Annotated in this window: 21 protein-coding genes; 10 read left to right on the top strand and 11 right to left on the bottom strand. The window is 63.8% G+C overall.

Annotated elements, in window-relative coordinates:
• Positions 1 to 207: 207 nt before the first annotated feature.
• The 3 genes from H7692_RS11885 to H7692_RS11875 all read left to right on the top strand — a co-directional run bounded on the left by H7692_RS11885 (position 208) and on the right by H7692_RS11875 (position 5,801).
• On the top strand, positions 208 to 3,330 hold the full coding sequence (locus H7692_RS11885) for a TonB-dependent receptor domain-containing protein (RefSeq protein WP_222136971.1): 3,123 nt from the start codon (positions 208 to 210) through the stop codon (positions 3,328 to 3,330).
• Positions 3,331 to 3,420: 90 nt separating this feature from the next.
• Positions 3,421 to 4,206 (top strand): hypothetical protein, encoded by a 786-nt coding sequence (locus tag H7692_RS11880; protein WP_201928086.1) that lies wholly within the window; start codon positions 3,421 to 3,423, stop codon positions 4,204 to 4,206.
• 11 nt (positions 4,207 to 4,217) lie between these two features.
• On the top strand, positions 4,218 to 5,801 hold the full coding sequence (locus H7692_RS11875; RefSeq protein WP_227340214.1) for a tetratricopeptide repeat-containing sulfotransferase family protein: 1,584 nt from the start codon (positions 4,218 to 4,220) through the stop codon (positions 5,799 to 5,801).
• A 636-nt stretch (positions 5,802 to 6,437) separates the two neighbouring features.
• Here the strand turns inward: H7692_RS11875 and ahcY are convergent.
• Positions 6,438 to 7,856: an adenosylhomocysteinase gene (ahcY, locus tag H7692_RS11870; protein ID WP_201928088.1), complete on the bottom strand. Its 1,419-nt coding sequence runs from the start codon at positions 7,854 to 7,856 to the stop codon at positions 6,438 to 6,440.
• 460 nt (positions 7,857 to 8,316) lie between these two features.
• On the opposite strand from ahcY, the gene H7692_RS11865 reads away from it, so the two are divergent.
• Positions 8,317 to 8,715 carry a hypothetical protein gene (locus H7692_RS11865; protein ID WP_227340213.1) on the top strand — a complete coding sequence of 133 codons (399 nt, stop codon included), beginning with the start codon at positions 8,317 to 8,319 and terminating at the stop codon, positions 8,713 to 8,715.
• Between the two features lie 31 nt (positions 8,716 to 8,746).
• Here the strand turns inward: H7692_RS11865 and H7692_RS11860 are convergent, their stop codons facing one another.
• On the bottom strand, positions 8,747 to 9,310 hold the full coding sequence (locus tag H7692_RS11860) for a YqgE/AlgH family protein (RefSeq protein WP_201928090.1): 564 nt from the start codon (positions 9,308 to 9,310) through the stop codon (positions 8,747 to 8,749).
• A 184-nt stretch (positions 9,311 to 9,494) separates the two neighbouring features.
• Between H7692_RS11860 and H7692_RS11855 the strand changes: the two genes are divergently transcribed.
• On the top strand, positions 9,495 to 9,977 hold the full coding sequence (locus tag H7692_RS11855; RefSeq protein WP_201928091.1) for a peroxiredoxin: 483 nt from the start codon (positions 9,495 to 9,497) through the stop codon (positions 9,975 to 9,977).
• Between the two features lie 70 nt (positions 9,978 to 10,047).
• Positions 10,048 to 11,532, top strand: a complete 1,485-nt coding sequence (locus H7692_RS11850) for an AMP nucleosidase (protein ID WP_227340212.1) — start codon at positions 10,048 to 10,050, stop codon at positions 11,530 to 11,532.
• Positions 11,533 to 11,571: 39 nt separating this feature from the next.
• Here H7692_RS11850 and H7692_RS11845 read toward each other — a convergent pair whose 3' ends face one another.
• Entirely contained in the window at positions 11,572 to 12,054 is a 483-nt protein-coding gene (locus H7692_RS11845; RefSeq protein WP_201928093.1) for an SRPBCC family protein, read from the bottom strand.
• Positions 12,055 to 12,102: 48 nt separating this feature from the next.
• Here H7692_RS11845 and H7692_RS11840 point away from each other — a divergent pair, with 48 nt between their 5' ends.
• Positions 12,103 to 12,429: an ArsR/SmtB family transcription factor gene (locus H7692_RS11840; RefSeq protein WP_201928094.1), complete on the top strand. Its 327-nt coding sequence runs from the start codon at positions 12,103 to 12,105 to the stop codon at positions 12,427 to 12,429.
• Positions 12,430 to 12,801: 372 nt separating this feature from the next.
• Here H7692_RS11840 and H7692_RS11835 read toward each other — a convergent pair whose 3' ends face one another.
• The 3 genes from H7692_RS11835 to H7692_RS11825 form a co-directional block, all read right to left on the bottom strand.
• Complete coding sequence (locus tag H7692_RS11835) at positions 12,802 to 14,394, bottom strand: MDR family MFS transporter (RefSeq protein ID WP_227340211.1); 1,593 nt, start codon at positions 14,392 to 14,394, stop codon at positions 12,802 to 12,804.
• Positions 14,395 to 14,561: 167 nt separating this feature from the next.
• Positions 14,562 to 15,683, bottom strand: a complete 1,122-nt coding sequence (locus H7692_RS11830; protein WP_222136966.1) for an HlyD family secretion protein — start codon at positions 15,681 to 15,683, stop codon at positions 14,562 to 14,564.
• Positions 15,683 to 16,129: a MarR family winged helix-turn-helix transcriptional regulator gene (locus tag H7692_RS11825; protein WP_222136965.1), complete on the bottom strand. Its 447-nt coding sequence runs from the start codon at positions 16,127 to 16,129 to the stop codon at positions 15,683 to 15,685. The genes H7692_RS11830 and H7692_RS11825 overlap by 1 nt, the downstream gene beginning before the upstream one ends.
• Positions 16,130 to 16,259: 130 nt before the next feature.
• Here H7692_RS11825 and H7692_RS11820 point away from each other — a divergent pair, with 130 nt between their 5' ends.
• The 3 genes from H7692_RS11820 (at position 16,260) to H7692_RS11810 (ending at position 19,546) form a co-directional block, all read left to right on the top strand.
• A complete protein-coding gene (locus H7692_RS11820; RefSeq protein WP_222136964.1) occupies positions 16,260 to 16,907 on the top strand; it encodes a 2-hydroxychromene-2-carboxylate isomerase in 648 nt (215 codons plus the stop codon).
• Positions 16,904 to 17,653, top strand: coding sequence for an alpha/beta fold hydrolase (locus H7692_RS11815; protein WP_201928099.1), 750 nt, complete (start codon positions 16,904 to 16,906; stop codon positions 17,651 to 17,653). The genes H7692_RS11820 and H7692_RS11815 overlap by 4 nt, the downstream gene beginning before the upstream one ends.
• A 75-nt stretch (positions 17,654 to 17,728) precedes the next feature.
• Positions 17,729 to 19,546: a M2 family metallopeptidase gene (locus H7692_RS11810; protein ID WP_227340210.1), complete on the top strand. Its 1,818-nt coding sequence runs from the start codon at positions 17,729 to 17,731 to the stop codon at positions 19,544 to 19,546.
• A gap of 150 nt (positions 19,547 to 19,696) precedes the next feature.
• On the opposite strand, the gene H7692_RS11805 is transcribed toward H7692_RS11810, so the two are convergent.
• The 5 genes from H7692_RS11805 to trmD form a co-directional block, all read right to left on the bottom strand.
• Positions 19,697 to 20,308: a DUF2238 domain-containing protein gene (locus tag H7692_RS11805; RefSeq protein ID WP_201928101.1), complete on the bottom strand. Its 612-nt coding sequence runs from the start codon at positions 20,306 to 20,308 to the stop codon at positions 19,697 to 19,699.
• Positions 20,305 to 20,706 (bottom strand): ester cyclase, encoded by a 402-nt coding sequence (locus H7692_RS11800; RefSeq protein WP_201928102.1) that lies wholly within the window; start codon positions 20,704 to 20,706, stop codon positions 20,305 to 20,307. Before H7692_RS11800 ends, H7692_RS11805 begins: the two co-directional genes overlap by 4 nt.
• Before the next feature lie 5 nt (positions 20,707 to 20,711).
• The gene (locus H7692_RS11795; RefSeq protein ID WP_201928103.1) at positions 20,712 to 21,737 is read right to left on the bottom strand and encodes an aspartate-semialdehyde dehydrogenase; all 1,026 of its coding nucleotides are present in this window, start codon (positions 21,735 to 21,737) and stop codon (positions 20,712 to 20,714) included.
• Between the two features lie 107 nt (positions 21,738 to 21,844).
• Complete coding sequence (rplS, locus tag H7692_RS11790; protein ID WP_201928104.1) at positions 21,845 to 22,219, bottom strand: 50S ribosomal protein L19; 375 nt, start codon at positions 22,217 to 22,219, stop codon at positions 21,845 to 21,847.
• A gap of 4 nt (positions 22,220 to 22,223) precedes the next feature.
• Positions 22,224 to 22,961: a tRNA (guanosine(37)-N1)-methyltransferase TrmD gene (gene trmD / locus H7692_RS11785; protein ID WP_201928105.1), complete on the bottom strand. Its 738-nt coding sequence runs from the start codon at positions 22,959 to 22,961 to the stop codon at positions 22,224 to 22,226.
• Positions 22,962 to 23,006: the final 45 nt, after the last annotated feature.

Here is a 23,006-nt window from a genome sequence, read left to right as displayed (position 1 = left end):
GGACACGACCACCAAATAATCGTCACACAAGTGCGGCAAATTTGCCACATGCGGCGCGAAAGGCCGAAAAGGGCGCGCTTTGGGTTGACTTGGCTGGTTGGCTTTGAAACCTTCTTAATCCTGACAAGTCATAAGGTCTGCAAAGGGCCATCTGACAAGGCATTTTCAGGGGAAAATGCCGTTGGGCTAAAAACCGGGGAAAAAAATATGAAATATAGCAATGGCTTGGCGCCACTTCAGCGCCGCAATCTTGGCTTGGCCAGCCTGTCGGCAATGGCCGTCATCCTGGCGACGCCGACCTATGCCCAGGACACGGCGGCAACGGAGACGAGCGAAGAGGAAGCCGCCGCGAGCGAACCCGCCATCGTCGTCACCGGATCGCGCCTCAGCCGCGTCACGCCATTCAACAGCCCCGACCCGATTTCGGTGATCGATCCCGAAATCGCGTCGAAGGAAGGCAAGTTCGATCTCGCCTCGACGCTGCAAAGCTCGCCCGTTGCGGCGGGCTCGACGCAGATCACCTCGGCGATTTCGTCGAACTTCGTCACCAACGGCGGCCCCGGCGCGCAGACCATCGATCTTCGCGGTCTCGGCGCGAACCGCACGCTCGTATTGCTCAATGGACGCCGTGCCGGCCCTGCCGGGACAAGGGGCGCGGTGTCGTCGTTCGACCTCAACGTCCTGCCCCAATCGATTGCACAGAATGTGCAAATATTGAAGACTGGCGCGTCGTCGGTCTATGGTTCCGACGCGGTTGCGGGTGTGGTCAACATCATCACCAAAACCGATACCGACGGCGTCGAACTCAATGGCAATGTATCGATTCCGTTTGACGGGGGCGGCGAAGAATATCGGTTGAGCGCCATCTGGGGCAAGACCTTCAGCCGCGGCCATTTCCTGGTGGCCGCCGACTACACCAAAATTCGCGAACTGGCGCGCGGCGACCGCAGTTACCTCGCCTGCCCCGAAGCCTATACGTTCCGCGAAGATGGCAGCCGCGCTGATCTGATCGATCCGCGCACCGGCCAGTTCAAGTGCGAGGATCTTCGCTGGGGCCATGTATGGACCTATGACCTCATCGGCAACATGGCGCTTGATGGACCCGGCGGCCCGAACACGGGCATCGACACGGCCAGGTTTGGCGGCGTCAATCTTATTCAGTTCCAGTACCCGGGCGAAACATTGGGCATTCCCACATACGGTGCTCCGGCATTTCCTGGCGACATCGGCGTTCCTGCAGGTTGGTTCCCGACGGGATATGACACCGCGTCGCTTGCCGTGCAGAATGCTTACCATCCATTTGTCGAAGAACAGACCATCATTCCGGAAACCAGCCTGATAACCGCCTATGCCGAAGGTGCGTTCGAAGTGAGCGAGTCGGTCGAATTGTTCGGCGAGTTCCTCTTCAATCGCCGCAAGACCTATCAGAACGGCTGGCGCCAGTTCTGGAACTTCGGTTACACCGGCGACCTTTATGGCACCGGAACGATTTACAATGTTTGGGCGCCGGGCTGGGAGGGCGTGAACCTCGTCAGTCCCACCGGCATTACCAATCACGCCGACAGTAGCCAGAAGGTCGATTATTATCGCGGTGTCGGTGGCCTGCGGGGAGATTTCGGCAGCGATAGCAAATGGCGCTGGGAGGCCTATGGCCAATATAGCAAGAGTGTCGGCCGCTATCGCACCGAGCAAATCCTGCAGGACGTATACGACGTCGGGATCGATCAGGGACTTTATTTTGGCGGTTCGTGCGTCGGCACAGTGCTCCCGGTTTCGGGCAAGCAGTGCATCGACCTCCCGTGGATGGATCCCTATTTCCTGCGCGGAGAGCTGACGCCCGAGCAGACTGATTTCCTCTTTTCTTGGGAAGAGGGCAAGACCGTCTATACCCAGCTAACCGGCGAGGCGACGGTCAACGGCGACTTGATCGAATTGCCCGCCGGACCATTGCAGGTGGGGCTTGGCGTCACCGTAAGGCGCGACCGTATCAACGACGTACCCGGTGAAATTACGCTCGCCGCCAATGCCTGGGGTGCCTCGGCTTCGGGCATTACCGCCGGCAAAAGCATCACCAAGGAAGCTTTCGGCGAAATCAACGTGCCCGTTTTTGCCGACAAGCCTTTCTTCAAGGATCTGTCCCTGTCGGGCGCGGCGCGCATCACCAGTGTGAAGGCAACGCGCGCATCGGACGGCGTGTCGGACAGCGACAACGGCAACTGGACATACAAGTTGGGCGCCAACTGGGCGCTAAACGACATCATCCGGTTCCGGGCAAGCTACGGCACATCATTCCGGGCGCCTGCATTGTTCGAACAGTTTTTGGCGAACGAAACAAGCTTCCCGAATGCGCGGAACATCGATCCGTGCGTCAACTGGCAACAGGGGCTCACCGACGGCTCGACGACGCAGCGCGTCGCCGACAATTGTGCCGCTGACGGGATCCCCGGCACCTATGTCGGCGGCAACATCACAGCCACGGCCTTTTCGCAGGGCGGTCTCGGGCAACTCGAAGCCGAAACCTCGAAAGCTTTGGTCTTGGGCGGGGTTTTGTCGCCCAAATTCGCCTTCCTTCCGGACACAACGTTCAACGTCGCAGTCGATTACTTCAATATCCGCGTGAAAGGCGAAATCACGCAGCTCGGGGCAAACAATATCTTGTTCGGCTGCTATGACTCCGACGATTTCGCGAATGAGCCGCTCTGCAACCTGTTCACACGTGGACAGACTGCCGACCCGCTTGCGGTCAATGAAGTTTACGACCAGTTCGTCAACATCGCGAGCCAGAAGAACAGCGGTGTCGACGTTCAAGTCAATGTGCGCCATGATCTCGGGCGTGCGGGTCGGCTGAACTTCACCGCCGACATGACGTGGCAAGTTAAGGACGACTTCAGGTTGCTTCCCAACTCGCCGCTCCAGTCCGACAACGGCGAAGCAGGGTCGCCCCAATGGGTCGGTGACTTCAGGCTCAACTGGACCAAAGGCGGAACATCGCTCTTCTATGGCATGAACGTCATTGGCGGCACGTCGGATGTCGCAGATTTCCTCGCCCGCAATGGCGACGATCCCTGCATCGATTCGGCGACGCGCGGTCGCTATTGCCCACTGCTGACGACCAAGGCGACCTTCTATCACAATGCCTCGATCACGCAGGAAATCGGCGATGGCCGCTTCGAAATCACGGCTGGCGTGAGCAACATCTTCAACACGCGTCCGCCGCGTGTTTCGGTGCTCAATGGTGGTCAGATCACGATGCTCGGCCCCGTCGTCTCGGCCTCGCAATATCCCTTCGTGGGGCGGCGCGCATTTCTGAACGTCCGCGCACGTTACTGACCCGATTGCACGGGACAAGGCGGGGGCGGCATGACAACATGCCGCCCCTTGCCCGTTTTCGAAACCCGCACAATGGAGCAGATATCGCCAATGCCGCGCATCCTGGTAAAAGCCGACACGCTCGACACCGAAGCCGAACGGTTCGATCTCGCGCCATTGGCGCAGCCGGTATTTCTGAACAGTGTGCCCAAGAGCGGCAGCCATCTGTTGCGCAACATCCTGCGCATGTTCGTGCCTGTGCAGCAGCAATATCGCGCCGACTTCATTCAATGGGCCAATCTGCAACAGCATCGAGCGGCGTTCGATCCCGCCGCCCCCAGGCTGAGTTGGGGACATTTGTTCTTCGCCGACGCTTCGGCAATCGAGACCGCGCCCGCACGCCGCATCCTCCTTTATCGCGATCCCTATGATTGGGTGATCGCGCGAGCACGATTTTTCGCCTCGGAGCAGTTTTCGGGCAATATGGATTTCCTGAAATCGAAAGCACTCTCCATCGACGAGTTGCTGACGATGATGATCTTTGGCTTGCCGGGCAAAGCCCCGTCGCTCAACGACATTTACGAAATGAACGCCGCTGCTTGGCTCGGCGCTCGCGTCCATATCGTACGCTTTGAAGATCTGGCCACCCATGTCGCGGATCTCGACAACGGCGGGGCCGAAGACTTTTTCGGCGCGCTGCTCGACGCCTGCGGCATCGCCCGCCCCGACGACTGGCGCGATCGCGTGCGTATCGGCTCGGACCGGCGACAAAGTGCGACCGCGCGTGAGAATCTGACCGGCGTCGAGCACGACTTCCCGAGCCAATTGCCCCGTCGGCACAAGGCGCTGGTCGATTATCACGCGCCCGGACTGCGTGCGTTGCTCGGTTATGACTGATTGAAGCGCCGATGACTGGCAACGGCACCGTCACCCTTTATCCCATGCTCGGCAAAGCACGCGAACTTGCAGACGCGGGGCGGTTCGAGGAGGCAGCGCAGGCGGCCATGGCGCATCTTCGGCGCTATCGCGACGATCCGGCGGGCATGGCGCTGCTCGGCGAAATTGCTATGCACCTCGGCGCGCTGATGCAGGCCGAACATTTCATCCGCCGCGCCCTCGCCGCCGATCCGGCCGATCGCGCAATGCGGGGACAGTTGGCGTCGGTGCTCAGCCAGCAGGAACGGCTCGACGAAGCGGCCCGCCTCTATGCCGATCTGCGGCGCGAGCACGATGAGTCCATACTCGCGGGCATGCACGCCAACGTCCTCGAACGGCTCGGGAGGTCAGAGGAAGCGCGCGCGCTCATCGAGCCGCTCGCCAAAGAGACGAGTGACCGGCCGCACTACTGGATTTCCTACGGCCATAATTTGCGCGCCGCGGGCCGCGTCGACGATGCCGTCGCCGCCTACCGCAAGGCGATCGAACTCGACGAAGAGTGCGGCGAGGCCTGGTGGGGGCTTGCAAGCATCAAACGGCGCGTCTTTGCCGACGCCGATCTCGACGCCATGCGCCGCGCCATCGCCATCGCCATCGACGTGCGCAACAGCGCGCCGCTGCATTTCGCACTCGCACGCGCGCTTCACGACCGCGGCGACCATGCGGCGGCGTTCGAGCATTATGCCGAAGGCAACCGCCAGCGCGCCGAAGACATTGGCTATGACGCAAGCGAGCTGACCGGCGAGATTGCCGAGATCGAAAAGCTCGCCGACGCACCGTTCCTCGCTTCGCTCGACCAGCCGCCGGTCGGCGACGCCACGCCGATCTTCATCGTCAGCCTGCCGCGATCGGGATCGACGTTGCTCGAACAGATGCTCGGCAGCCATCCGGCGATCGAGCCGGTCGGCGAGCTTCCCTACGCGCCCGCCATCCTGCGCAGTGTGATGGAATTGGCAACGCGCCGCGGCCGCGTCACCGTTCCGCAACTGATCGCCGGGTTGCAGCCCGAACAGGCCGCCGCGATGGGCGCCGACTATCTGGCGCGCGCCGCGCTCCACCGCCGCACCGACGCGCCCTTCTTCATCGACAAGCTTCCGCACAATTGGAGCAACATCCTCTTCCTCCGCCGCATCCTGCCGCAGGCAAAGTTCCTCGACATCCGCCGCCCGGCGATGGATTGCTGCTTTTCCAACTTCACGCAGAGCTTCTCGCGCGCCCATGCTGCTTCGTTCCGGCTCGAGGACATCGGGCAATGCTATGTCGATTATGTGCGGCTGATGGCGCACCTCGACCGCGTTGCGCCGGGCATGGTGCATCACATCGACTATGCCGCGCTCGTCGACGATCCCGAGCCGCAACTGCGCGCCACGCTTGCCCACCTCGGGCTCGACTGGGATGCCGCGATCCTCGAATTCCACAAGCTCGATCGCGTCGTCCGCACGCCATCGAGCGAACAGGTACGCCGCCCGCTCAACCGCGACGGGATGGAGGTGTGGCGCCCCTATGCCGAATGGCTTGGCCCCCTGCGCGACGTACTGGGTCCGCTCGCGGACTAGGGCTGCTTCGGGGTGGGGGAGCGGACGTAAGAAGCGGGCGGCCACTAAAGCTGCCACATCCTGTTAGGGGGCTTTCAAAGAAGCCAACGCTTCCGCACTGACCATCATCTGTTGATCAAAATCGCGACTATGCCCATCGCGAAAAAAGCCAGGCCAATCCAAATGGTTCCGACCGTATAGTAGGCCAGAAGCGAAAATATCATCAGCATTACAATCTTAAAAGGGTTTGGAATTGAACGAATCTTCATAGCGTAGTCCTCACCCAAAATCGCAGCCCGCCCCCGCAGCGTTGCGGGCAGGGATATGCGGTCGGCGCTCGCTTTCGAAGCATTAAAGATAATGCCAGCGTCTCCTATTGGCCGCTACCAGACCTTCGTCATCCCGGACTTGATCCGGGATCCATGACTTCGGCGCTGCTATGGATCCCGGATCAAGTCCGCAGTGACGAACTGATTATTGGCAGCAATTGGTGCAAGCTGCCCCAATCCTCCCGCCCGCGCAGCGATGGGGAGGTGGCAGTCGCGCCGCGGCTGACCGAGGGGCCGAGCGCGCAAGCGCTCGCTGACGCTCGCGGCGCCTCCAAATGAAAACGGCGCCGGAATCCCGGCGCCGCTTCCTTCCGATCGGCCTTGCCGATCAATAGCGATAATGGTCGGGCTTGAACGGCCCTTCGACCGGCACGCCGATATAGTCGGCCTGCTTCTGCGTCAGCTTCGACAGATGCACGCCCAGTTTTTCGAGGTGCAGCGCGGCGACTTTTTCGTCGAGGTGCTTGGGCAGGACATAGACGTCGTTCTTGTACTGCTCGCTGCGCGTCCAGAGTTCGATCTGCGCGAGCGTCTGGTTGGTGAAGCTTGCCGACATCACGAAGCTCGGGTGGCCGGTCGCGTTGCCGAGGTTCACGAGGCGGCCTTTCGAGAGGATGATGATCTGCTTGCCGTCGGGGAATTCGACCAGGTCGACCTGCGGCTTGACTTCGGTCCACTTGTAGTTGGCGAGCGCCGCGATCTGGATCTCGCTGTCGAAGTGGCCGATGTTGCAGACGATCGCCATATTCTTCATCGCCGCCATATGTTCGGCGGTGATAACGTCGGCGTTGCCCGTCGCGGTGACGAAGATGTCCGAGCGCTTGACGGCTTCGTCCATCGAGACGACCTCGAACCCTTCCATCGCCGCCTGCAGCGCGCAGATCGGGTCGATTTCAGTGACGAGCACGCGCGCGCCGCCATTGCGGAGCGACTGGGCCGAGCCCTTGCCGACGTCGCCGAAGCCCGCGACGGTCGCGACCTTGCCCGCGAGCATCACGTCGGTGCCGCGGCGGATCGCGTCGACGAGCGATTCCTTGCAGCCATAAAGATTGTCGAACTTCGACTTGGTCACGCTGTCGTTGACGTTGATCGCGGGGAAAGGCAGCTCGCCCTTCTTGGCGATGTGATAGAGGCGGTGGACGCCGGTCGTCGTTTCTTCCGACACGCCCTTGATCGCCTTGACCGTCTTGGTGAGATAGCCGGGCTTCGCCGCGATGAACGCCTTCAGCGCGCGCTGCATCTCGACCTCTTCCTCATTCTCGGGCGCGGGCATGGTTTCGCCGGCCTCGAGCTTTGCGCCCCACAGCGCAAACATCGTCGCGTCGCCGCCGTCGTCGAGGATCAGGTTGCAGGTCTGGCCGTCATTGTCGCTTTCCCAGTCGAAGATGCGGCCGACATAGTCCCAATAATCGGCAAGGCTTTCGCCCTTCACCGCGAACACGGGAACGCCCGACGCGGCGATTGCGGCGGCGGCATGGTCCTGCGTCGAAAAGATGTTGCACGTCGCCCAGCGAACTTCGGCGCCGAGCGCGGTCAGCGTCTCGATCAGCACCGCGGTCTGGATCGTCATGTGCAGCGACCCGGTGATGCGCGCGCCCTTCAGCGGCTTCGACGCGCCATATTCTTCGCGCAGCGCCATCAGCCCCGGCATCTCGGTTTCGGCGATGTTGATTTCCTTGCGCCCGAAATCGGCAAGCCCGATGTCGGCAATCACATAATCACGGGTATCGGCGGCAAGAGTGGCCACGATGTTTCTCCAGTCTGGCAAGTTCGACCGCAGGCGAGCGGTCCCGAATGCTCGAAGCAATTATGCCCGGCGCCCTAACCGAAACGGCGCGGCCAATCAAATATAAACTTTTCTTTATATCGCAAATGCGGCGCGCCCGGCCGTTCGCGATGCGGGCAAAATGACCCGGTAAACCGCGCTCTTTTGTCGGGACTCCGGCGGCTCCCTGAACGCGATTCGTTGACCGCGAACCGAACCGGCGCGGCAAATAAATTTTGGAGCGGCGCAATTATGACAATCGCGACCCCGGAATTGTGACACGGAGTCGCAAAAGCCAAGATTCTGATTATCTTGACTTATAATGCGCCATGCGATGAGCATAATTTCCTAATGTGACAGCCATGTTACATATGCCCGGAAATATTGACTTTTTCACGGTCACGCGAGAAAATCGCATAAAGTTTTCGGGGAGATACCTAAGATGAAAAAAATTCTGCTTCCGCTTGTCGTCCTGGCCTTCGCGACCCCTGCCGCCGCGCAATCGATCGTTGTCGTAACGGCCCCGCAGGCTGATTCGCATGTGTTGCCGGTGGCCTATACGGAGCTGAAAGCGGGCGACAATCAGGCCGCGGTCGCCAAGCTGACGAGCGACACCACGCTCGACGCGCGCGACCCGTCGCGCCTCATCAACCTTGGCACCGCCTATGCCCGGCTGGGTCGCACCGCCGATGCGGCCGCATCCTATGAAGCGGCGGCCGCCAGCCCGATCCGCTACGATGTCGAGCTGGCCGACGGCCGCTATGTCGACTCACGCTGGGCGGCGCGCACCGCGCGCGCCAACCTCGATCGGGGTCGGCCGCTGCTCGCGCTCGCGCGCTGATCCGATATCGTCGTCCCGGCGAAAAACGAAGCTATGCTTCGCCGCCTTCGGTGGCAAGCAGGCGGGCGTCCACTCCCGCTTCGGCGAACGCCGCCTGCCAGCGTCTGGCGGGCGGCGTTTCGAATAGCAGGGTGTCGCTGCCCGGTGTGACATGCCAGCCGTGGCGCACCATCTCGCCCTCCAGCTGTCCCGGCGACCAGCCCGCATAGCCGAGCGCGACGAGCCACTGCGACGGTCCGTGCCCGTCGCCGATCGCGCGCAATATGTCGTGCGAGCTCGACACCATCCAGCGGTCCGAAACCTGTACCGCCCCCTCGCCGCCCCAATCGCGGCTGTGCAGGACGAAACCGCGCGAGGGCTCGACCGGCCCGCCGAGGAAAACCGGCTGATCGAGCGGGTCGTCATGGTCGATTTCGAGTTGGTCGAGCACCGCGCCGACGGTCATGCCGCCGATCGGGTCGGCGATGCCGATCCCCATCGCCCCTTCCTCGTCATGGCTGATCATCGCAATCACCGAATGCTCGAAGCGGGGATCGCCAATACCGGGCAGCGCGAGCAGCAGCTGGCCGGTGAACCAGGTCGGGTCCGTCTCCATCGCGCCATCATGAACCCGCGTGCGCGGCAGGTCCAGCCTCTTTGACGTCGGCGCCCGTCTCGCCGGCCCAGCCGCGCCGCCGATTGCGGAAATTCCCGCCAGGGGGGTTCCCGACCGCTTGACTTGGCACCGCCCCGCCCCAATGTCTGCCGCGATCCAACCCCCTCAACGAAAGGATGCCGACATGACGATCCAGACCGGAGACACTTTGCCCGACGCCAAGCTGGTCAAGGTGACCGAAAATGGTCCCGAACAGGTGAGCAGCAGCGATTATTTCAAGGGCCGCAAGGTGGCGCTTTTCTCGGTGCCCGGCGCGTTCACGCCGACCTGCTCGGCCAAGCATCTTCCCGGCTTTGTCGACAAGGCCGCCGAACTCAAGGCCAAGGGCGTCGATGAAATCGTCTGCACCGCGGTGAACGACGCCTTCGTCATGGGCGCGTGGGGCAAGAGCGCCGGCGCCGGCGACAGCGTCACGATGCTCGCCGACGGCAATGGCGACTTCGCCGAAGCGGTCGGGCTGACGATGGACGGCAAGGCGTTCGGCATGGGCAAGCGCGGCCAGCGCTTCTCGATGATCGTCAACGACGGCGTCGTCGAACAGCTCAACGTCGAGGCACCGGGCGAATTCAAGGTTTCGAGCGCCGACCATATGCTCGAACAGCTCTGAGATCTGGGGGGCGGCGCCCGATGGTGCCGCCCTCTTCCCTTTTGTCATAATTTCGTGCAACAGCGTCGCGATGACGACCTCATCGCCAACTTCCGAAATCGCTGATCCCGCCGCGCTTGTCGACGCGGTCATCGACGAACTCAAAAGCCGCTTCCAGTCTTCCGTATCCGCGCTGAAATCGGCGATTGCCGACTATGTTCGCGACCGCACGCTGCCGCCCGCCGACGCGGCATCGGCGGGGCTGTTCGACTATCCCGCGCTCCGTCTCGTCACCACGGGCGAGTTTCGCAAGGGCCAGGGCGGCCACAATTTCGCCTTCGGTCATTTCGAGCGCGCGGGCGAATTCGTCACCACCGTCACCCGCCCCGATTTGTTCGAGGATTATCTGCGCGAGCAATTGCTGCTGCTCGTCCGCCACTATGAGGTGACGCTGGAGGTCACGCGGACGGGACAACAGATCCCCTTCCCCTATGTGCTCGACGCGAGCGACGGTTCGGACATGGGGAGCGTCACGCCGCTCGAGCTCGCGCGCCATTTTCCGACGACCGAACTCGCCGACATCGGCGACGAGCTTGCCGACGGGCTGTTCGGTCTCGATCCGACCGCGGCGCAGCCGCTCGCGCTGTTCGACGCGCTGCGCACCGATTTCAGCCTCGCGCGCCTGCGCCACTATACCGGCACCGCGCCCGAGCATTTCCAGCGCTATATCCTCTTCACCAACTATCACCGCTATGTCGACGAATTCGTCGTCTGGGCGGGCAAGCAGGTCGGCGAGGGTCGCTACACGGCGCTTGCGGGCGCCGGCGGTCTCTATGTCGACCGGCCCGGCGTCAATGCGAGCGCGCTCGTCGCCGACAGCGCGTGGCGGCGGCACCAGATGCCCGCCTATCACCTGATCGCGCCCGACGGCAGCGGCATCACGCTCGTCAACATCGGGGTCGGCCCGTCGAATGCGAAGACGATCTGCGACCACCTTGCCGTCCTGCGGCCCGAGGCATGGCTGATGATCGGCCATTGCGGCGGCCTGCGCCCCAGCCAGCGGATCGGCGACTATGTGCTCGCGCACGCCTATTTGCGCGACGACCATATCCTCGACAGCGTGCTGCCGCCCGAAATCCCGATCCCGCCGATCGCCGAAGTGCAACAGGCGCTCGCCGGCGCGGCCGAGGCGGTGTCGGGGACGAGCGGCGCCGACCTCAAGAAACGGATGCGCACCGGCACCGTCGTCACCACCGACGACCGCAATTGGGAGCTGCGCTTCACCGACTCGGCGCTGCGCTTTTCGCAGTCGCGCGCGATCGGGATCGACATGGAATCGGCGACGATCGCCGCGCAGGGCTATCGCTTCCGCGTACCTTATGGGACGCTGCTCTGCGTCAGCGACAAGCCGCTGCACGGCGAGCTCAAGCTGCCCGGACAGGCGAACCGCTTCTACGAAGAGGCGATCGCCGCGCACCTGCAAATCGGCATTCGGACCTGCGAGATATTGCACGACGAGGGCGCGAAGCTGCACAGCCGCAAATTGCGCGCGTTCAACGAGCCGCCGTTCCGTTAAATCGGGCCGCCGCGCGGGCTGGCCCGCGCCGCGCGCGCCTCAATCATACATGCCCGCGCGCAGGTTGATGCCATATTCGAGCCACGCCTTCAGCGCGCACAGCATCTGCGCCCAGCCCTGGCAATTGCCATAGCTGGCGCCGAGCGCGGCCTGGTTCTCGCGCCAGCCTTCCTCGGCGATCTCGACCAGCGTGCGGCCGTCGTCGAGGCTCTTGAAACTCATCGTCACGCGCGTCCGGTAATCGGCATCCGTCAGTTCGCCGCCCTCGAGATTGGGGGCTTCGCCTTCGCCCGCCTGCCATTCGAGCACGATCCTTTCGTCCTTCACCACTTCGATCACCCAAACCGGGAAGGCGCCGGGGTAATCGTGAAAAGCCCACGACACGGTCGCGCCCGGCTCCAACCGCCCCTGCGCGCCGCCGGTCGTGAAATATTCCGAAAGCTGCGCGGGATCGGCCACCGCCTCGAACACTTCGTGCACCGGCTTCGCGATCCGCGCCGCGACCCTGAATTTGAGTTCCATCGCCAATCTCCGCTTGAGTCGGCGCCAATTATGTTATATTTTTATAACATGTCAATCCACGACGATTATGACCGCGTGTTCAAGGCGCTGGCCCATGCGGTGCGGCGACAGATTCTGGACGATCTGAAAGACCAGCCGCTCACGACGGGAACGCTCTGCGACCATTTCCCCGAAATCGACCGCTGCACGGTGATGCAGCATCTGAGGGTGCTGGAAGATGCCGGGCTGGTGATCGCCGAACGCCGCGGGCGCGAACGCTGGAACCACCTCGACGCGATGCCGATCCAGGACATCCACGACCGCTGGATCGGCCCCCACGCCGCCGCCGCAGCCGACGGACTCGCGCGGCTCAAGCGCCGCGTGGAGGCGGGCTAGCGCAGCGCGACTGCCACCCCCCCATCGCTGCGCGACAGGGAGTTTGGAACAGATTGCACCCATATCTGCCAATAATCAGTTCGTCATCGCGGACTTGATCCGGGATCCATGACTTCGGCGCTGCTATGGATCCCGGATCAAGTCCGCGATGACGAAGGTCTGGTAGCGACCGATAGTTGCCGTAAGGAAAAGACAGCCCCTCCCCTTCAGGGGAGGGGCAACGAAGACTTGGCAGCTTGCTGCCTAGTCGGAGTGGGGTGGGGGCCAGCGGCCTTGCGCAAGGCGTCGGACCCCCACCCCAAACCCCTCCCCTGAAAGGGAGGGGCCTTAATCGCGTTGAACGTCCACTCCCTACCCCAAAACCGCCGCTTTCTAATCCCCCATATCCTCCGTCGCCGCCTGCGGCGCCTCCTGCCTGGCCGGCCGTAGCAGCAGCACCAGCGGCACCGCCGCCAGCGTCACCCACATCATCAGCCAGAAATCGTCGATATAGGCGATCATCGCCGCCTGCCGGTTGATCTCGGCATTGACCATCATCATCGCGGCATCGCCGAGCGATCCGAAGCGGTCGGCGGTCGACGGGTCGATCACGCTCGTCGAACCGCTGGTGACATGCGCGGCGAGGTCGGCGTGGCTCGTCTGGATGTTCGCGCCCAACAGCGTCGTCACGACCGATATGCCGACCGACGCGCCCAGGCTGCGGAACAGGTTGAGCAGGCTCGACCCGTCGGTGCGGAAATGCGGCGCGATCGTTGCGAACGCCATGGTGTTGAGCGGGATGAAGATCAGCCCCATGCCCAGCCCCTGCACCAGCCCGCTGACGATGACGGGCCGCATCCCCATGGCGAGCGACCAGTGGCTCATCTGCCACAGCGACAGCGCGGCGATGGCAAGTCCGGCGCCGACCAGCCAGCGCGCATCGACCTTGCCCATCAACTGCCCCGCGATCCCCATGCTGATCAGGATTCCGATCCCGCGCACCGCGAGCGCCAGCCCGGTGTCGATCACCGGCCATCCGAACAGATTCTGGAGCATCGGCGGCAGCAGCGCCATCGACGCGAACATCACGACGCCGATCACGATCATGAATCCCATCGCGGTGACGAGGTTGCGGTCGGCAAGCATCGCGCGGTTGAACAGCGTGTCGCGGCGCGACGTGAACAGGTGGACGCCAAAGATCCACAGGCAGCCGATGGCGACCCCGCATTCGATCCAGATTTCGGCGCTGTCGAACCAGTCCTCGTGCGCGCCGCGGTCGAGCATCAGTTGCAAGGCCGCGAGGCCCAGCGCGAGCATCGAAAATCCGCACAGGTCGAACTTGCGCTCGCGGCGGTGCGTCGCGGGGAGCAGCGCCCACATCATCGCGAGCGTGATCAGGCCGACCGGCAGGTTGACGTAAAAGACCCAGCGCCAATTGGCGCTTTCGGTCAGCCAGCCGCCGAGTATGGGACCCAGAATCGGCCCGATCATGATTCCCATGCCCCAGATCGACATCGCGCGCGCATGGCGTTCGGGGGGATTGATGTCGAGCATCACCGATTGCGACAATGGCGCGATAAAGGCGGCGCTCACGCCCTGCAGAAAGCGAAAGACGACCATCTGTTCGAGCGATTGCGCGGCGCCGCACGCCATCGACGTGACGATGAAGCCCGCGATCGCGGCAAGGAACAGCTCGCGCCGGCCGATACGGTCGGCAAGCCAGCCGGTGATCGGCATCGCGACCGCCGACGCGAGGATATAGCTGGTGAGCACCCACGTCACCGTCTCGCCCGTCGCGCCGAGCGCCGACTGCATGTGCGGGATCGCGACATTGGCGATTGTCGTGTCGAGGATCTGCATGATCGACGCGCCCATCACCGCGACCGTCAGCAGCCCGCGAAAACGCACGCGCTCGTGCAGCGGCACCTCGTCGCCGGCGGGCAGCGCAGCGGCGGCGGGCCGGCGGGGGAGCGAGCGGCTGGCCATGGCTAGCTAAAGCCCCTCCCCTCCAGGGGAGGGGTTGGGGTGGGGTCCATCGGCCTGGCGCAAGGCCGCTGGCCCCCACCCGCTGCGACTAGGCAGCAACCCGGCAAGTCTCGCTGCCCTCCCCTGAAGGGGAGGGGTTGGGGTTGTGTAAAGCGGCGCGACCACCCCTACTTCCCCGCCGCCGTCCCGCCGCCGGTAAACACCCGCACATCCGCCGACAGCCCGGCGATCATGTCGCGCGACGGCTTTTCGTCAAGGGCGATGCGGACGGGGACGCGCTGCGTCACCTTGACCCAGTTGCCCGTCGCATTTTGCGCGGGCAGGACCGAAAATTCGCTGCCCGTCCCTGCCCCGATCGTCAGCACATGGCCGCGCACCTTCAGCCCCGGATAGGCGTCGAAACGGATTTCGGCGCGCTGGCCGACGCGCATGTCGGCAAGGTCGGTTTCCTTGAAATTGGCCTCGACCCACGGACTGGCCGTGTCGACGATCGTCACCGCGGGCAGGCCCGCGACCATCGTCTGGCCGACCTGCAGCCGGTCCGATTGCGCGATACGGCCCGCGCTTGGCGCGCGAACCTCGGTGCGGCCCAGATTGACCGCCGCCTGCGCGCGCTGCACCCGCGCGGCTTCGACCTGCGGATTGATGCCGCTGCCTCCGGTCGCCAGCTTCGCGCGCGCCTCGACCGCGTCGGCCCTCGCCTGCGCCAGGCCGGCGCGCGCCTGGTCGACCGCATGTTTCGCGGCATCATAGGCGGCGCGCGTCGTAAAGCCCTGCTCCATCAGCGCGGCCTGGCGGCGGAAATTGGCCTCGGCAAAGGCGATATCCTCTTCGGCGGCGCGGATGGCGACGCCGGTGGCGGCGAGGCTCGCCGACAGATTGCCGACGTCGACGCGCGCGGCATCGATCGCCGCGTCCGCCTGTGCGACGCTCAGCGCATAGGGTTCGCCGTCGATGCGGAACAATAATTGGCCCGCCGCGACATGCTGTCCGTCGCGCACGGCAACTTCGGTGATGCGTCCGCCGATCTCCGCAGCCACCGAAACCTTGTCCATCTGAACATAGGCATTGTCGGTCGACACCGTTCCGCCGCTCATCAGCCAGTATCCGCCCGCCCCGGCCGCCAACAGCAGCGGCAGGCCGAACATCAGCAGGCGGGTGCGCCAGGCGGGCGCTGCATCGCCGCGCGATGCCGCGTCGGGGGCGGTGGGCGGGACGGGATCGGCCTTCGGCGCTGCGGCGGGGGAGTTCGCATCCTCGGGCCGCGGGCGGCGGGTCAGCTGGTCCATCAGAGCGTCTCTTTCTCTTTCAGGCATTCGCGGCGCGACAGGTTGGCGCGGACGCGCTCGACGAGCGCGGCGAGCTGGTCGCGTTCGGCGTCGCTCAGCCCCTCGGTCGCCTCGGCGACGACGGCCCGCCCGGTGCGGCGCAGATCGTCGAGCAGCGGCTCGGCGAGCGGGGTGAGGTGCAGCAGCCACGCGCGGCGGTCGGTCGGATCGGCGCGGCGCTCGGCAAGCCCCGCCTCTTCCAGCCGGTCGATCATCCGCGACAGGGTGATCGGCTCGACCTCGATAATATCCGCGAGCGGGCCCTGGCGGATACCGGGGTGCCGCGACAGATAGGACAGCACGCGCCACTGCAACGCGGTGATGCCGCTGTCGCGCGTGCGCGCGTTGAACGCGCGCCGGAACAGCCGCGCGGTGTCGTTGAGCAGAAAGCCGATCGATTCACTCATGGCACCACATATAATAGCAATTGCTACTAAACACAACGCACGCTGCGCGACACCTTCGAAAACATCCGTTTCGGCAGCAACAGCGGCGCCAACGGTTGCACTTCGCTCCATTTCGGGCAGGGTGCGCTCCATGACGCTGACCGCCGACCTTTTCTGGTCCTTCCGCTCGCCGTACAGCTATCTCGCCGTCGGCCGCTATCGTGCGCTCGCGGCGAGCCACGATGTTATGATCAAGCTGCGCCCCGTCTATCCGCTCGCGATCCGCCAGCCCGACTTCTTCGAGCGCAACCACCCCAATTGGCTGAGCTATACGATGCGCGACATGATCCGCGTCGCGCAGTTCCACGGCATCCCCTTCGGGCCGCCGCGCCCCGATCCGATCGTCCAGAATGTGACGACGCGCGCGATCGCAGCCGATCAGCCCTATATCTATCGCCTCACACGGCTGGGGCAGGCGGCAGCGCGACGCGGCAAGGGGCTCGCCTTCGCGCATGAGGCGGGGCAGCTGATCTGGGGCGGCGTCGAGGACTGGCACCTTGGCGACCATCTCGCCGGCGCCGCGGGTCGCGCCGGACTCGACCTCGGCGAGCTTGATGCAGAGGTCGTCGCGGATGCCGATGCGCTCGACACTGAGATTGCCGGCAATCAGGTCGCGCTCGAGATCGCGGGCCATTGGGGCGTCCCGACGCTCGTATTCGACGGCGAGCCCTTTTTCGGGCAGGACCGGATAGAGATGGCGAAATGGCGGATGGAGCAAAAGGGACTGCGCGCGCGATGAACGACACGAATTTTTTCGAAGCGCGCGACGGGATTCGCCTTGCTTGGCGCGAAAGGGGCGAGGGGCGGCCGCTGCTCCTGCTCCACGGCCTTTTCTCCAACGCAGAGGTCAATTGGATCAAGTTCGGCACCGCCGACCGGATTGCAGCCGAGGGTTACCGCGTCATCATGCCCGACCTGCGCGTTCATGGGGCGAGCGACGCGCCGCACGACGCGGCGCATTATCCGCCCGATGTCCTCGTCGACGATCTGCGCGACCTGATAGCGCATCTGGGCCTCGACCGCTTCGATCTCGGCGGCTTCTCGCTCGGCGCCCGGACCAGTGTACGCGCGGTCGTCGGGGGCGTCGCGCCGGAGCGGCTGATCCTTGGCGGCATGGGGCTCGCTGGCCTTTCAGGCTGGCAGCGCCGGGGCGATTTCTTTCGCCGCGCGATCGCCGAATATGACAGCGCGAAACGCGGGGACGATACATGGATGGCGATCCAGTTCATGAAAACGATGAAGGTCGACCGCGTCGCTGCCGGGCATCTGCTGAACAGCTTCACCGACACGCCACCTGAAGCACTGGCGGCGATCACCATGCCCACGCTCGTCGTCTGCGGCGAGGACGATCAGGACAATGGTTCAGCGCCCGAACTTGCGGCAACGCTCGCCGACGCGCGGCTCACGACGATCCCCGGAACGCATATGTCGAGCGTGACCGAGCCTGCTCTCGGCGAGGCGATCGCAAGCTTCCTGGCCGCTTGACCGGGCAGGCGGCGCGCGCCAAGCTGTGGCTATCGCGCCGCAGAGCGCATGAAACTTGATTGAGGACGCAACCCCATGAAATCGATGATCTCGACCCTGTCGCTTGCCCTTTCGCTCGCCGTGGCGACGCCGGCGGCGGCGCAAACGGCCGCGCCCACTGTCGCGGACGCCGAAGCCTTTATCGCCGCGGCCGAAAAGGATCTGTTCGACTATACGGTCGAGGCGAGCCAGGTGAACTGGGTCAATTCGACCTATATCACCGAGGATACCGACGCGATGGCGGCGCGCATCAATGCCGTCGGCACCGAAAAGATGGTCAAATATGCGCTCGAAGCTGCCAAATACATGAACGTCGGAGGGCTCAGCGCCGATACGCGGCGCAAGCTCGACATATTGCGCACCGGCCTCGTGCTTCCCGCGCCGACGACGCCGGGCGCCGCGACCGAACTCAACCAGATCGCGACGAACCTGCAGTCGCAATATGGCAAGGGCCGCGGGACGCTCAACGGCAAGGAAATTTCGGGTTCGGACATCGAGGCCGAAATGGGGAATGTCGAACGCACCCCCGCCGAACTCGCTGAAATGTGGATGAGCTGGCACAATCAGGTCGGCGCGCCGATGAAGGACGACTATGCCAAGATGGTCGGCATCGCGAACGAGGGCGCGAAGGAACTGGGCTTTACCGACGTCGGCGCGATGTGGCGCTCTGGCTATGACATGCCGCCCGAAGAATTCGCCAAGACGACCGAGCGGCTGTGGCAGGAAGTCAAGCCGCTCTACATGGCGCTCCACACCTATGTGCGCTCGAAACTCAACGAGAAATATGGTGACGCGATCCAGCCGAAGACGGGTCCGATTCGCGCCGACCTGCTCGGCAATATGTGGGCGCAGGAATGGGGCAACATCTATCCACTCGTCGCGCCGCCGGGAACGGGCGACCTTGGCTATGACATCGGCGAATTGCTGGAGGCGAAGGGCAAGGGCCCGATCGACATGGTCAAGATCGGCGAGAATTTCTATTCGTCGCTGGGGATGGAGCCGCTACCCGAAACCTTTTGGACGCGGAGCATGTTCACCAAGCCCGCCGACCGCGAAGTCGTCTGCCATGCGTCGGCGTGGGATATCGACAATAAGGACGATATCCGCATCAAGATGTGCATCAAGGTGAATGCCGACGATTTCGTCACCATCCACCATGAACTCGGCCATAATTATTATCAGCGCGCCTATAACGAACAGCCGTTCCTATATCTGAACGGCGCGAACGATGGCTTCCACGAGGCGATCGGCGATTTCGTCGCGTTGTCAATCACGCCGCAATATCTCGTCGACATCGACCTGCTCGACAAGGCGAAGGTACCGAGCGCCGACAAGGACATCGGCCTGCTGCTGCGGCAGGCGATGGACAAGGTGGCGTTCCTGCCCTTTGGCCTGCTGATCGACCGCTGGCGCTGGGGTGTGTTCGATGGGTCGATCCAGCCCGCCGATTACAACAAGGCGTGGACCGATCTTCGCACCCAATATCAGGGGATCGTCCCGCCCGCCGAGCGTCCGGCTGACGCCTTCGATCCGGGCGCAAAATATCATATTCCGGGCAACACGCCCTACACGCGCTATTTCCTGGCGCGCGTGCTGCAGTTCCAATTCTATCAGGCGGCGTGCAAGCAGGCGGGGTGGAAAGGGCCGCTCCACCGCTGTTCCTTTTATGGCAACAAGGCGGTCGGCGAGAAGTTGAACGCGATGCTCGAAATGGGCGCGTCAAAGCCGTGGCCCGACGCGCTCGAAGCCTTTACCGGCAGCCGCGAAATGTCGGGCAAGGCGATGGCCGCCTATTTCGCGCCGCTGAAAAAATGGCTCGACGAGCAGAACAAGGGCAAGCCGACCGGGTGGTAAGCAACCGATTGAGACGCACCGATGGCCGGGAAGCAATTCCCGGCCATTCCTCGTCAAACGACCGGCGCTAGGTTCGGCCCTCGGCCGTGGGAGGCACTAGGCTGGACGCCGCCTGTTCTGCCTTGCTTTGCATCGAAGGAAGCCGATCGATTACCGCTTCGCCATGGCCGCCGCGACGGCGAGCGCGCCGAGCAGCGCGAGCGCCATGTCCTTCTGCGCGTCCCACATGTCACCTTGCTGGCCGTTGTAGCGGTCGGCGGTTTCGCCCGCAGCAACGACGGTGAGCAGCCATTCGAGGATTTCGTAGAGGCTCGACAACGCAAGCACGCAGCCAATGGCGACAACCAGCGCGCCGCGTCGGCCCAGCCTGCCCCAACGGCGCGCGACTTCGGCGACGGGGACGATCGACAGCGCGCCGAAAGCGAAATGGACAAGGCGGTCGTAGTGGTTGCGCGTCCAGCCAAGGCTTTCGGAGAGAGTCGTGCCGGTCAGCACGCGCGCCCAATCGTCATAGGGGACGTCGCTGTAGGCGTAGCGTCCGCCGAGCGTGTGCAGCGCGAGGAAAGCGACAACGCACGCGACCGCCGGCGTCGACAGCGGCCAGCGGCGAAGCAGCGCCGGCGACGCGATCAGCAGCAGCATCGTCGGCAGATGCTGGAGCAGCGCGACTTCAGGATAGGGCTGATCGATCTGCGCGACGAGCAGCAGCGCAAGCAGCAGGCCGAGCAGGCGACGCTGCGCGGGGCTCGTCGCCGCCGTCACTCACCCAGTATCTGTTTACGGATCGTCGCCGAATCGCGCGCGCCCCAACGCTGGTTGATGCGGCCGTCGCGACAGTCGAACCATTCCATCGCGAGGACCTCATAGCTTTTGCCGGTTGGCTCAGCGTCGGGATAGGCGATGAAGGGGGCGGCGAAGCGGCCAGTTTCCTTGTAGCGCACGGCGACCTGGTCGCCGTCGACCGCGATCGCCACCGGCTCGAGCCGGCAGCCCATCGCCTCGTGCAACCCTTTCCAGATGTCGAGCGCCCAGTCGAGCGTCGCATGGCCGAGGACGCCCTGGATCCTGGCGTCCTCGGTGAAAATGTCATGCATCGCATCCCAGTCGCCGCGGTTGAAGGCGTCGATATAGGCGCGCACGGCTTTCTCGTTCGGCGACACGGCGATCAGCCCTTCTTCAGGTGGCGCCGTCCGAGCAGTTCGGCGATCTGCACCGCATTGAGCGCGGCGCCCTTGCGAAGATTGTCGCTGACGCACCACAGGTTGAGGCCGTTATCGACCGTCGGGTCTTCGCGCACGCGGCTGACGAAGGTCGCAAAATCGCCGACGCATTCGACGGGGGTGATGTAGCCGCCGTCCTCGCGCTTGTCGTGGAGCACGACGCCGGGGGCTTCACGCAGGATGCGCTGCGCATCCTCTGCCGACAGCTCCTTTTCGGTTTCGATGTTGATCGCTTCCGAATGGCCGACGAAGACGGGCACGCGCACGCAGGTCGCGGTCACCTTGACCTTGGGATCGAGGATCTTCTTGGTCTCGACAACCATCTTCCACTCTTCCTTGGTCGAGCCGTCATCGAGGAACTTGTCGATGTGCGGGATGACGTTGAAGGCGATCTGCTTCGTGAACTTCTGCACATCCTTTTCGTCGCCGACGAATATCTGGCGCGTCTGGTTCCACAGCTCGTCCATCCCCGCCTTGCCCGCGCCCGACACCGACTGATAGGTCGATACGACAACGCGCGTGATGGTTGCGGCATCATGGATCGGCTTCAGCGCCACCACCATCTGTGCGGTCGAGCAGTTGGGGTTCGCGATGATATTCTTTTTGGTGTAGCCGTCGATCGCGTCGGGATTCACTTCGGGCACGATCAGCGGCACGTCGGGATCCATGCGATAGAGCGAGCTGTTGTCGATCACGACGCAGCCCGCCGCCGCGGCCTTGGGCGCATGGATAGCAGTCGCGTCGCTGCCGATGGCGAAAATCGCCATGTCCCAGCCCGACCAGTCGAAATTCTCGATATTCTGGCATTTCACGGTCTTGCCGGTCTCGCCGATCTCGACCTCGTCGCCCTGGCTGCGCGACGAAGCGACCGCTGCCAGTTCGGCAATCGGGAATTCGCGTTCGGCGAGGATGGCGAGGACTTCGCGTCCGACATTGCCCGTCGCACCTGCGACGACGATCCGGTAACCCATGAAAATGTCCTTTGTCTTGGCGTGAAACGAAAAACGGCCGGCTCTGCCTGTTGGCGGAACCGGCCGTTTTGGAAAGCTGTTTCGGCTTTGTGGAGGAGAAGCTCTCCTTAGCCCTCGGCTTCCGACCGGTAATCGCGGCGTTCCGCAATACGCGCCGATTTACCGGTGCGGCCGCGCAGATAGTAAAGTTTCGCGCGGCGGACGGCGCCCTTGCGGACGACGGTAATCGAATCGATGTTCGGCGAATAGAGCGGGAAAACGCGCTCGACACCTTCGCCGAACGACAGTTTGCGTACGGTGAAGTTGGAGCCCATGCCCTTGTTCGAACGCGCGATGCACACGCCTTCGAAATTCTGGACGCGGGTGCGTTCGCCTTCGACCACGCGCACGCCGACGCGCAGCGTGTCGCCGGGGCGGAAGGTCGGAATGTCTTTGCCAGCCTTGGCGATTTCTTCGGCTTCGATCGTCTGGATGAGGTTCATGCCCCTAGTCCTTCTTCTTTTGCCGCGCGCCAGAGGCAGGTCGGTCCCGAGCATCGATATGACGCTCCCAAAGGTCCGGCCTGCGTAACCGTGTGTCGTCCTCCGCCTGGTGTTTCCGCCAGGCGGCGATCTTCGCATGATCCCCCGATCGCAGCACTTCGGGGATCGTGCGCCCTTCCCAAGTGACGGGCCGGGTATAGTGCGGATATTCGAGCAGACCGTGTTCGAACGATTCGTCGTCGCCGCTTGAAGCCGCGCCCATTACGCCGGGAAGCAGCCGAATGCAAGCGTCGAGCAGCATCAGCGCCGCCATCTCGCCCCCCGACAAGATGATGTCGCCAATCGAAAGCTGCTCAATGGGCCTTGCGTCGAAGATGCGCTCGTCGAACCCCTCGAACCGCCCGCAAAGGATGATCGCACCAGGGCCGACGGAAAGTTCGCGGATGCGCGCCTGCGTCACCGGTGCGCCGCGCGGCGTCATCGCGACGATAGGAAGCCCCGGATGCACCGCCGTCGCATGGTCGATCGCGGCGCCGAGCACATCGGCCTTGAGCACCATCCCCGCGCCGCCGCCCGCGGGCGTATCGTCGACGGTGCGGTGCTTATCGGTCGCAAAATCGCGGATCTGCACGGGCGCGCACGACCACACCCCCGCCTCAAGCGCGCGGCCCGCCATACTGTGCCCCAGCGGGCCGGGGAACATGTCGGGATAAAGCGTCAGCGGAACGGCGGCGAATGTCATGATGCGAGCCGCCATAGCGGCTGCGCGCGCAAGAAGCGATTCCCC

The organism is Sphingopyxis sp. P8 (assembly GCF_020622175.1).
GTDB lineage: Bacteria > Pseudomonadota > Alphaproteobacteria > Sphingomonadales > Sphingomonadaceae > Sphingopyxis > Sphingopyxis jiangsuensis.
Note: the sequence above shows the minus strand (reverse complement) of the source record. Positions and strands in the feature narration are given on the sequence as shown.

What these genes read in the sequence shown, in the direction of transcription:
- H7692_RS11885 (WP_222136971.1), top strand. Translation starts at nt 208, where the DNA reads ATGAAATATAGCAATGGCTTGGCGCCACTTCAGCGCCGCAATCTTGGC.
- H7692_RS11880 (WP_201928086.1), top strand. Translation starts at nt 3,421, where the DNA reads ATGCCGCGCATCCTGGTAAAAGCCGACACGCTCGACACCGAAGCCGAA.
- H7692_RS11875 (WP_227340214.1), top strand. Translation starts at nt 4,218, where the DNA reads ATGACTGGCAACGGCACCGTCACCCTTTATCCCATGCTCGGCAAAGCA.
- H7692_RS11865 (WP_227340213.1), top strand. Translation starts at nt 8,317, where the DNA reads ATGAAAAAAATTCTGCTTCCGCTTGTCGTCCTGGCCTTCGCGACCCCT.
- H7692_RS11860 (WP_201928090.1), bottom strand. Translation starts at nt 9,310, where the DNA reads ATGGAGACGGACCCGACCTGGTTCACCGGCCAGCTGCTGCTCGCGCTG.
- H7692_RS11855 (WP_201928091.1), top strand. Translation starts at nt 9,495, where the DNA reads ATGACGATCCAGACCGGAGACACTTTGCCCGACGCCAAGCTGGTCAAG.
- H7692_RS11850 (WP_227340212.1), top strand. Translation starts at nt 10,048, where the DNA reads ATGACGACCTCATCGCCAACTTCCGAAATCGCTGATCCCGCCGCGCTT.
- H7692_RS11845 (WP_201928093.1), bottom strand. Translation starts at nt 12,054, where the DNA reads ATGGAACTCAAATTCAGGGTCGCGGCGCGGATCGCGAAGCCGGTGCAC.
- H7692_RS11840 (WP_201928094.1), top strand. Translation starts at nt 12,103, where the DNA reads ATGTCAATCCACGACGATTATGACCGCGTGTTCAAGGCGCTGGCCCAT.
- H7692_RS11835 (WP_227340211.1), bottom strand. Translation starts at nt 14,394, where the DNA reads ATGGCCAGCCGCTCGCTCCCCCGCCGGCCCGCCGCCGCTGCGCTGCCC.
- H7692_RS11830 (WP_222136966.1), bottom strand. Translation starts at nt 15,683, where the DNA reads ATGGACCAGCTGACCCGCCGCCCGCGGCCCGAGGATGCGAACTCCCCC.
- H7692_RS11825 (WP_222136965.1), bottom strand. Translation starts at nt 16,129, where the DNA reads ATGAGTGAATCGATCGGCTTTCTGCTCAACGACACCGCGCGGCTGTTC.
- H7692_RS11820 (WP_222136964.1), top strand. Translation starts at nt 16,260, where the DNA reads ATGACGCTGACCGCCGACCTTTTCTGGTCCTTCCGCTCGCCGTACAGC.
- H7692_RS11815 (WP_201928099.1), top strand. Translation starts at nt 16,904, where the DNA reads ATGAACGACACGAATTTTTTCGAAGCGCGCGACGGGATTCGCCTTGCT.
- H7692_RS11810 (WP_227340210.1), top strand. Translation starts at nt 17,729, where the DNA reads ATGAAATCGATGATCTCGACCCTGTCGCTTGCCCTTTCGCTCGCCGTG.
- H7692_RS11795 (WP_201928103.1), bottom strand. Translation starts at nt 21,737, where the DNA reads ATGGGTTACCGGATCGTCGTCGCAGGTGCGACGGGCAATGTCGGACGC.
- rplS (WP_201928104.1), bottom strand. Translation starts at nt 22,219, where the DNA reads ATGAACCTCATCCAGACGATCGAAGCCGAAGAAATCGCCAAGGCTGGC.
- trmD (WP_201928105.1), bottom strand. Translation starts at nt 22,961, where the DNA reads ATGACATTCGCCGCCGTTCCGCTGACGCTTTATCCCGACATGTTCCCC.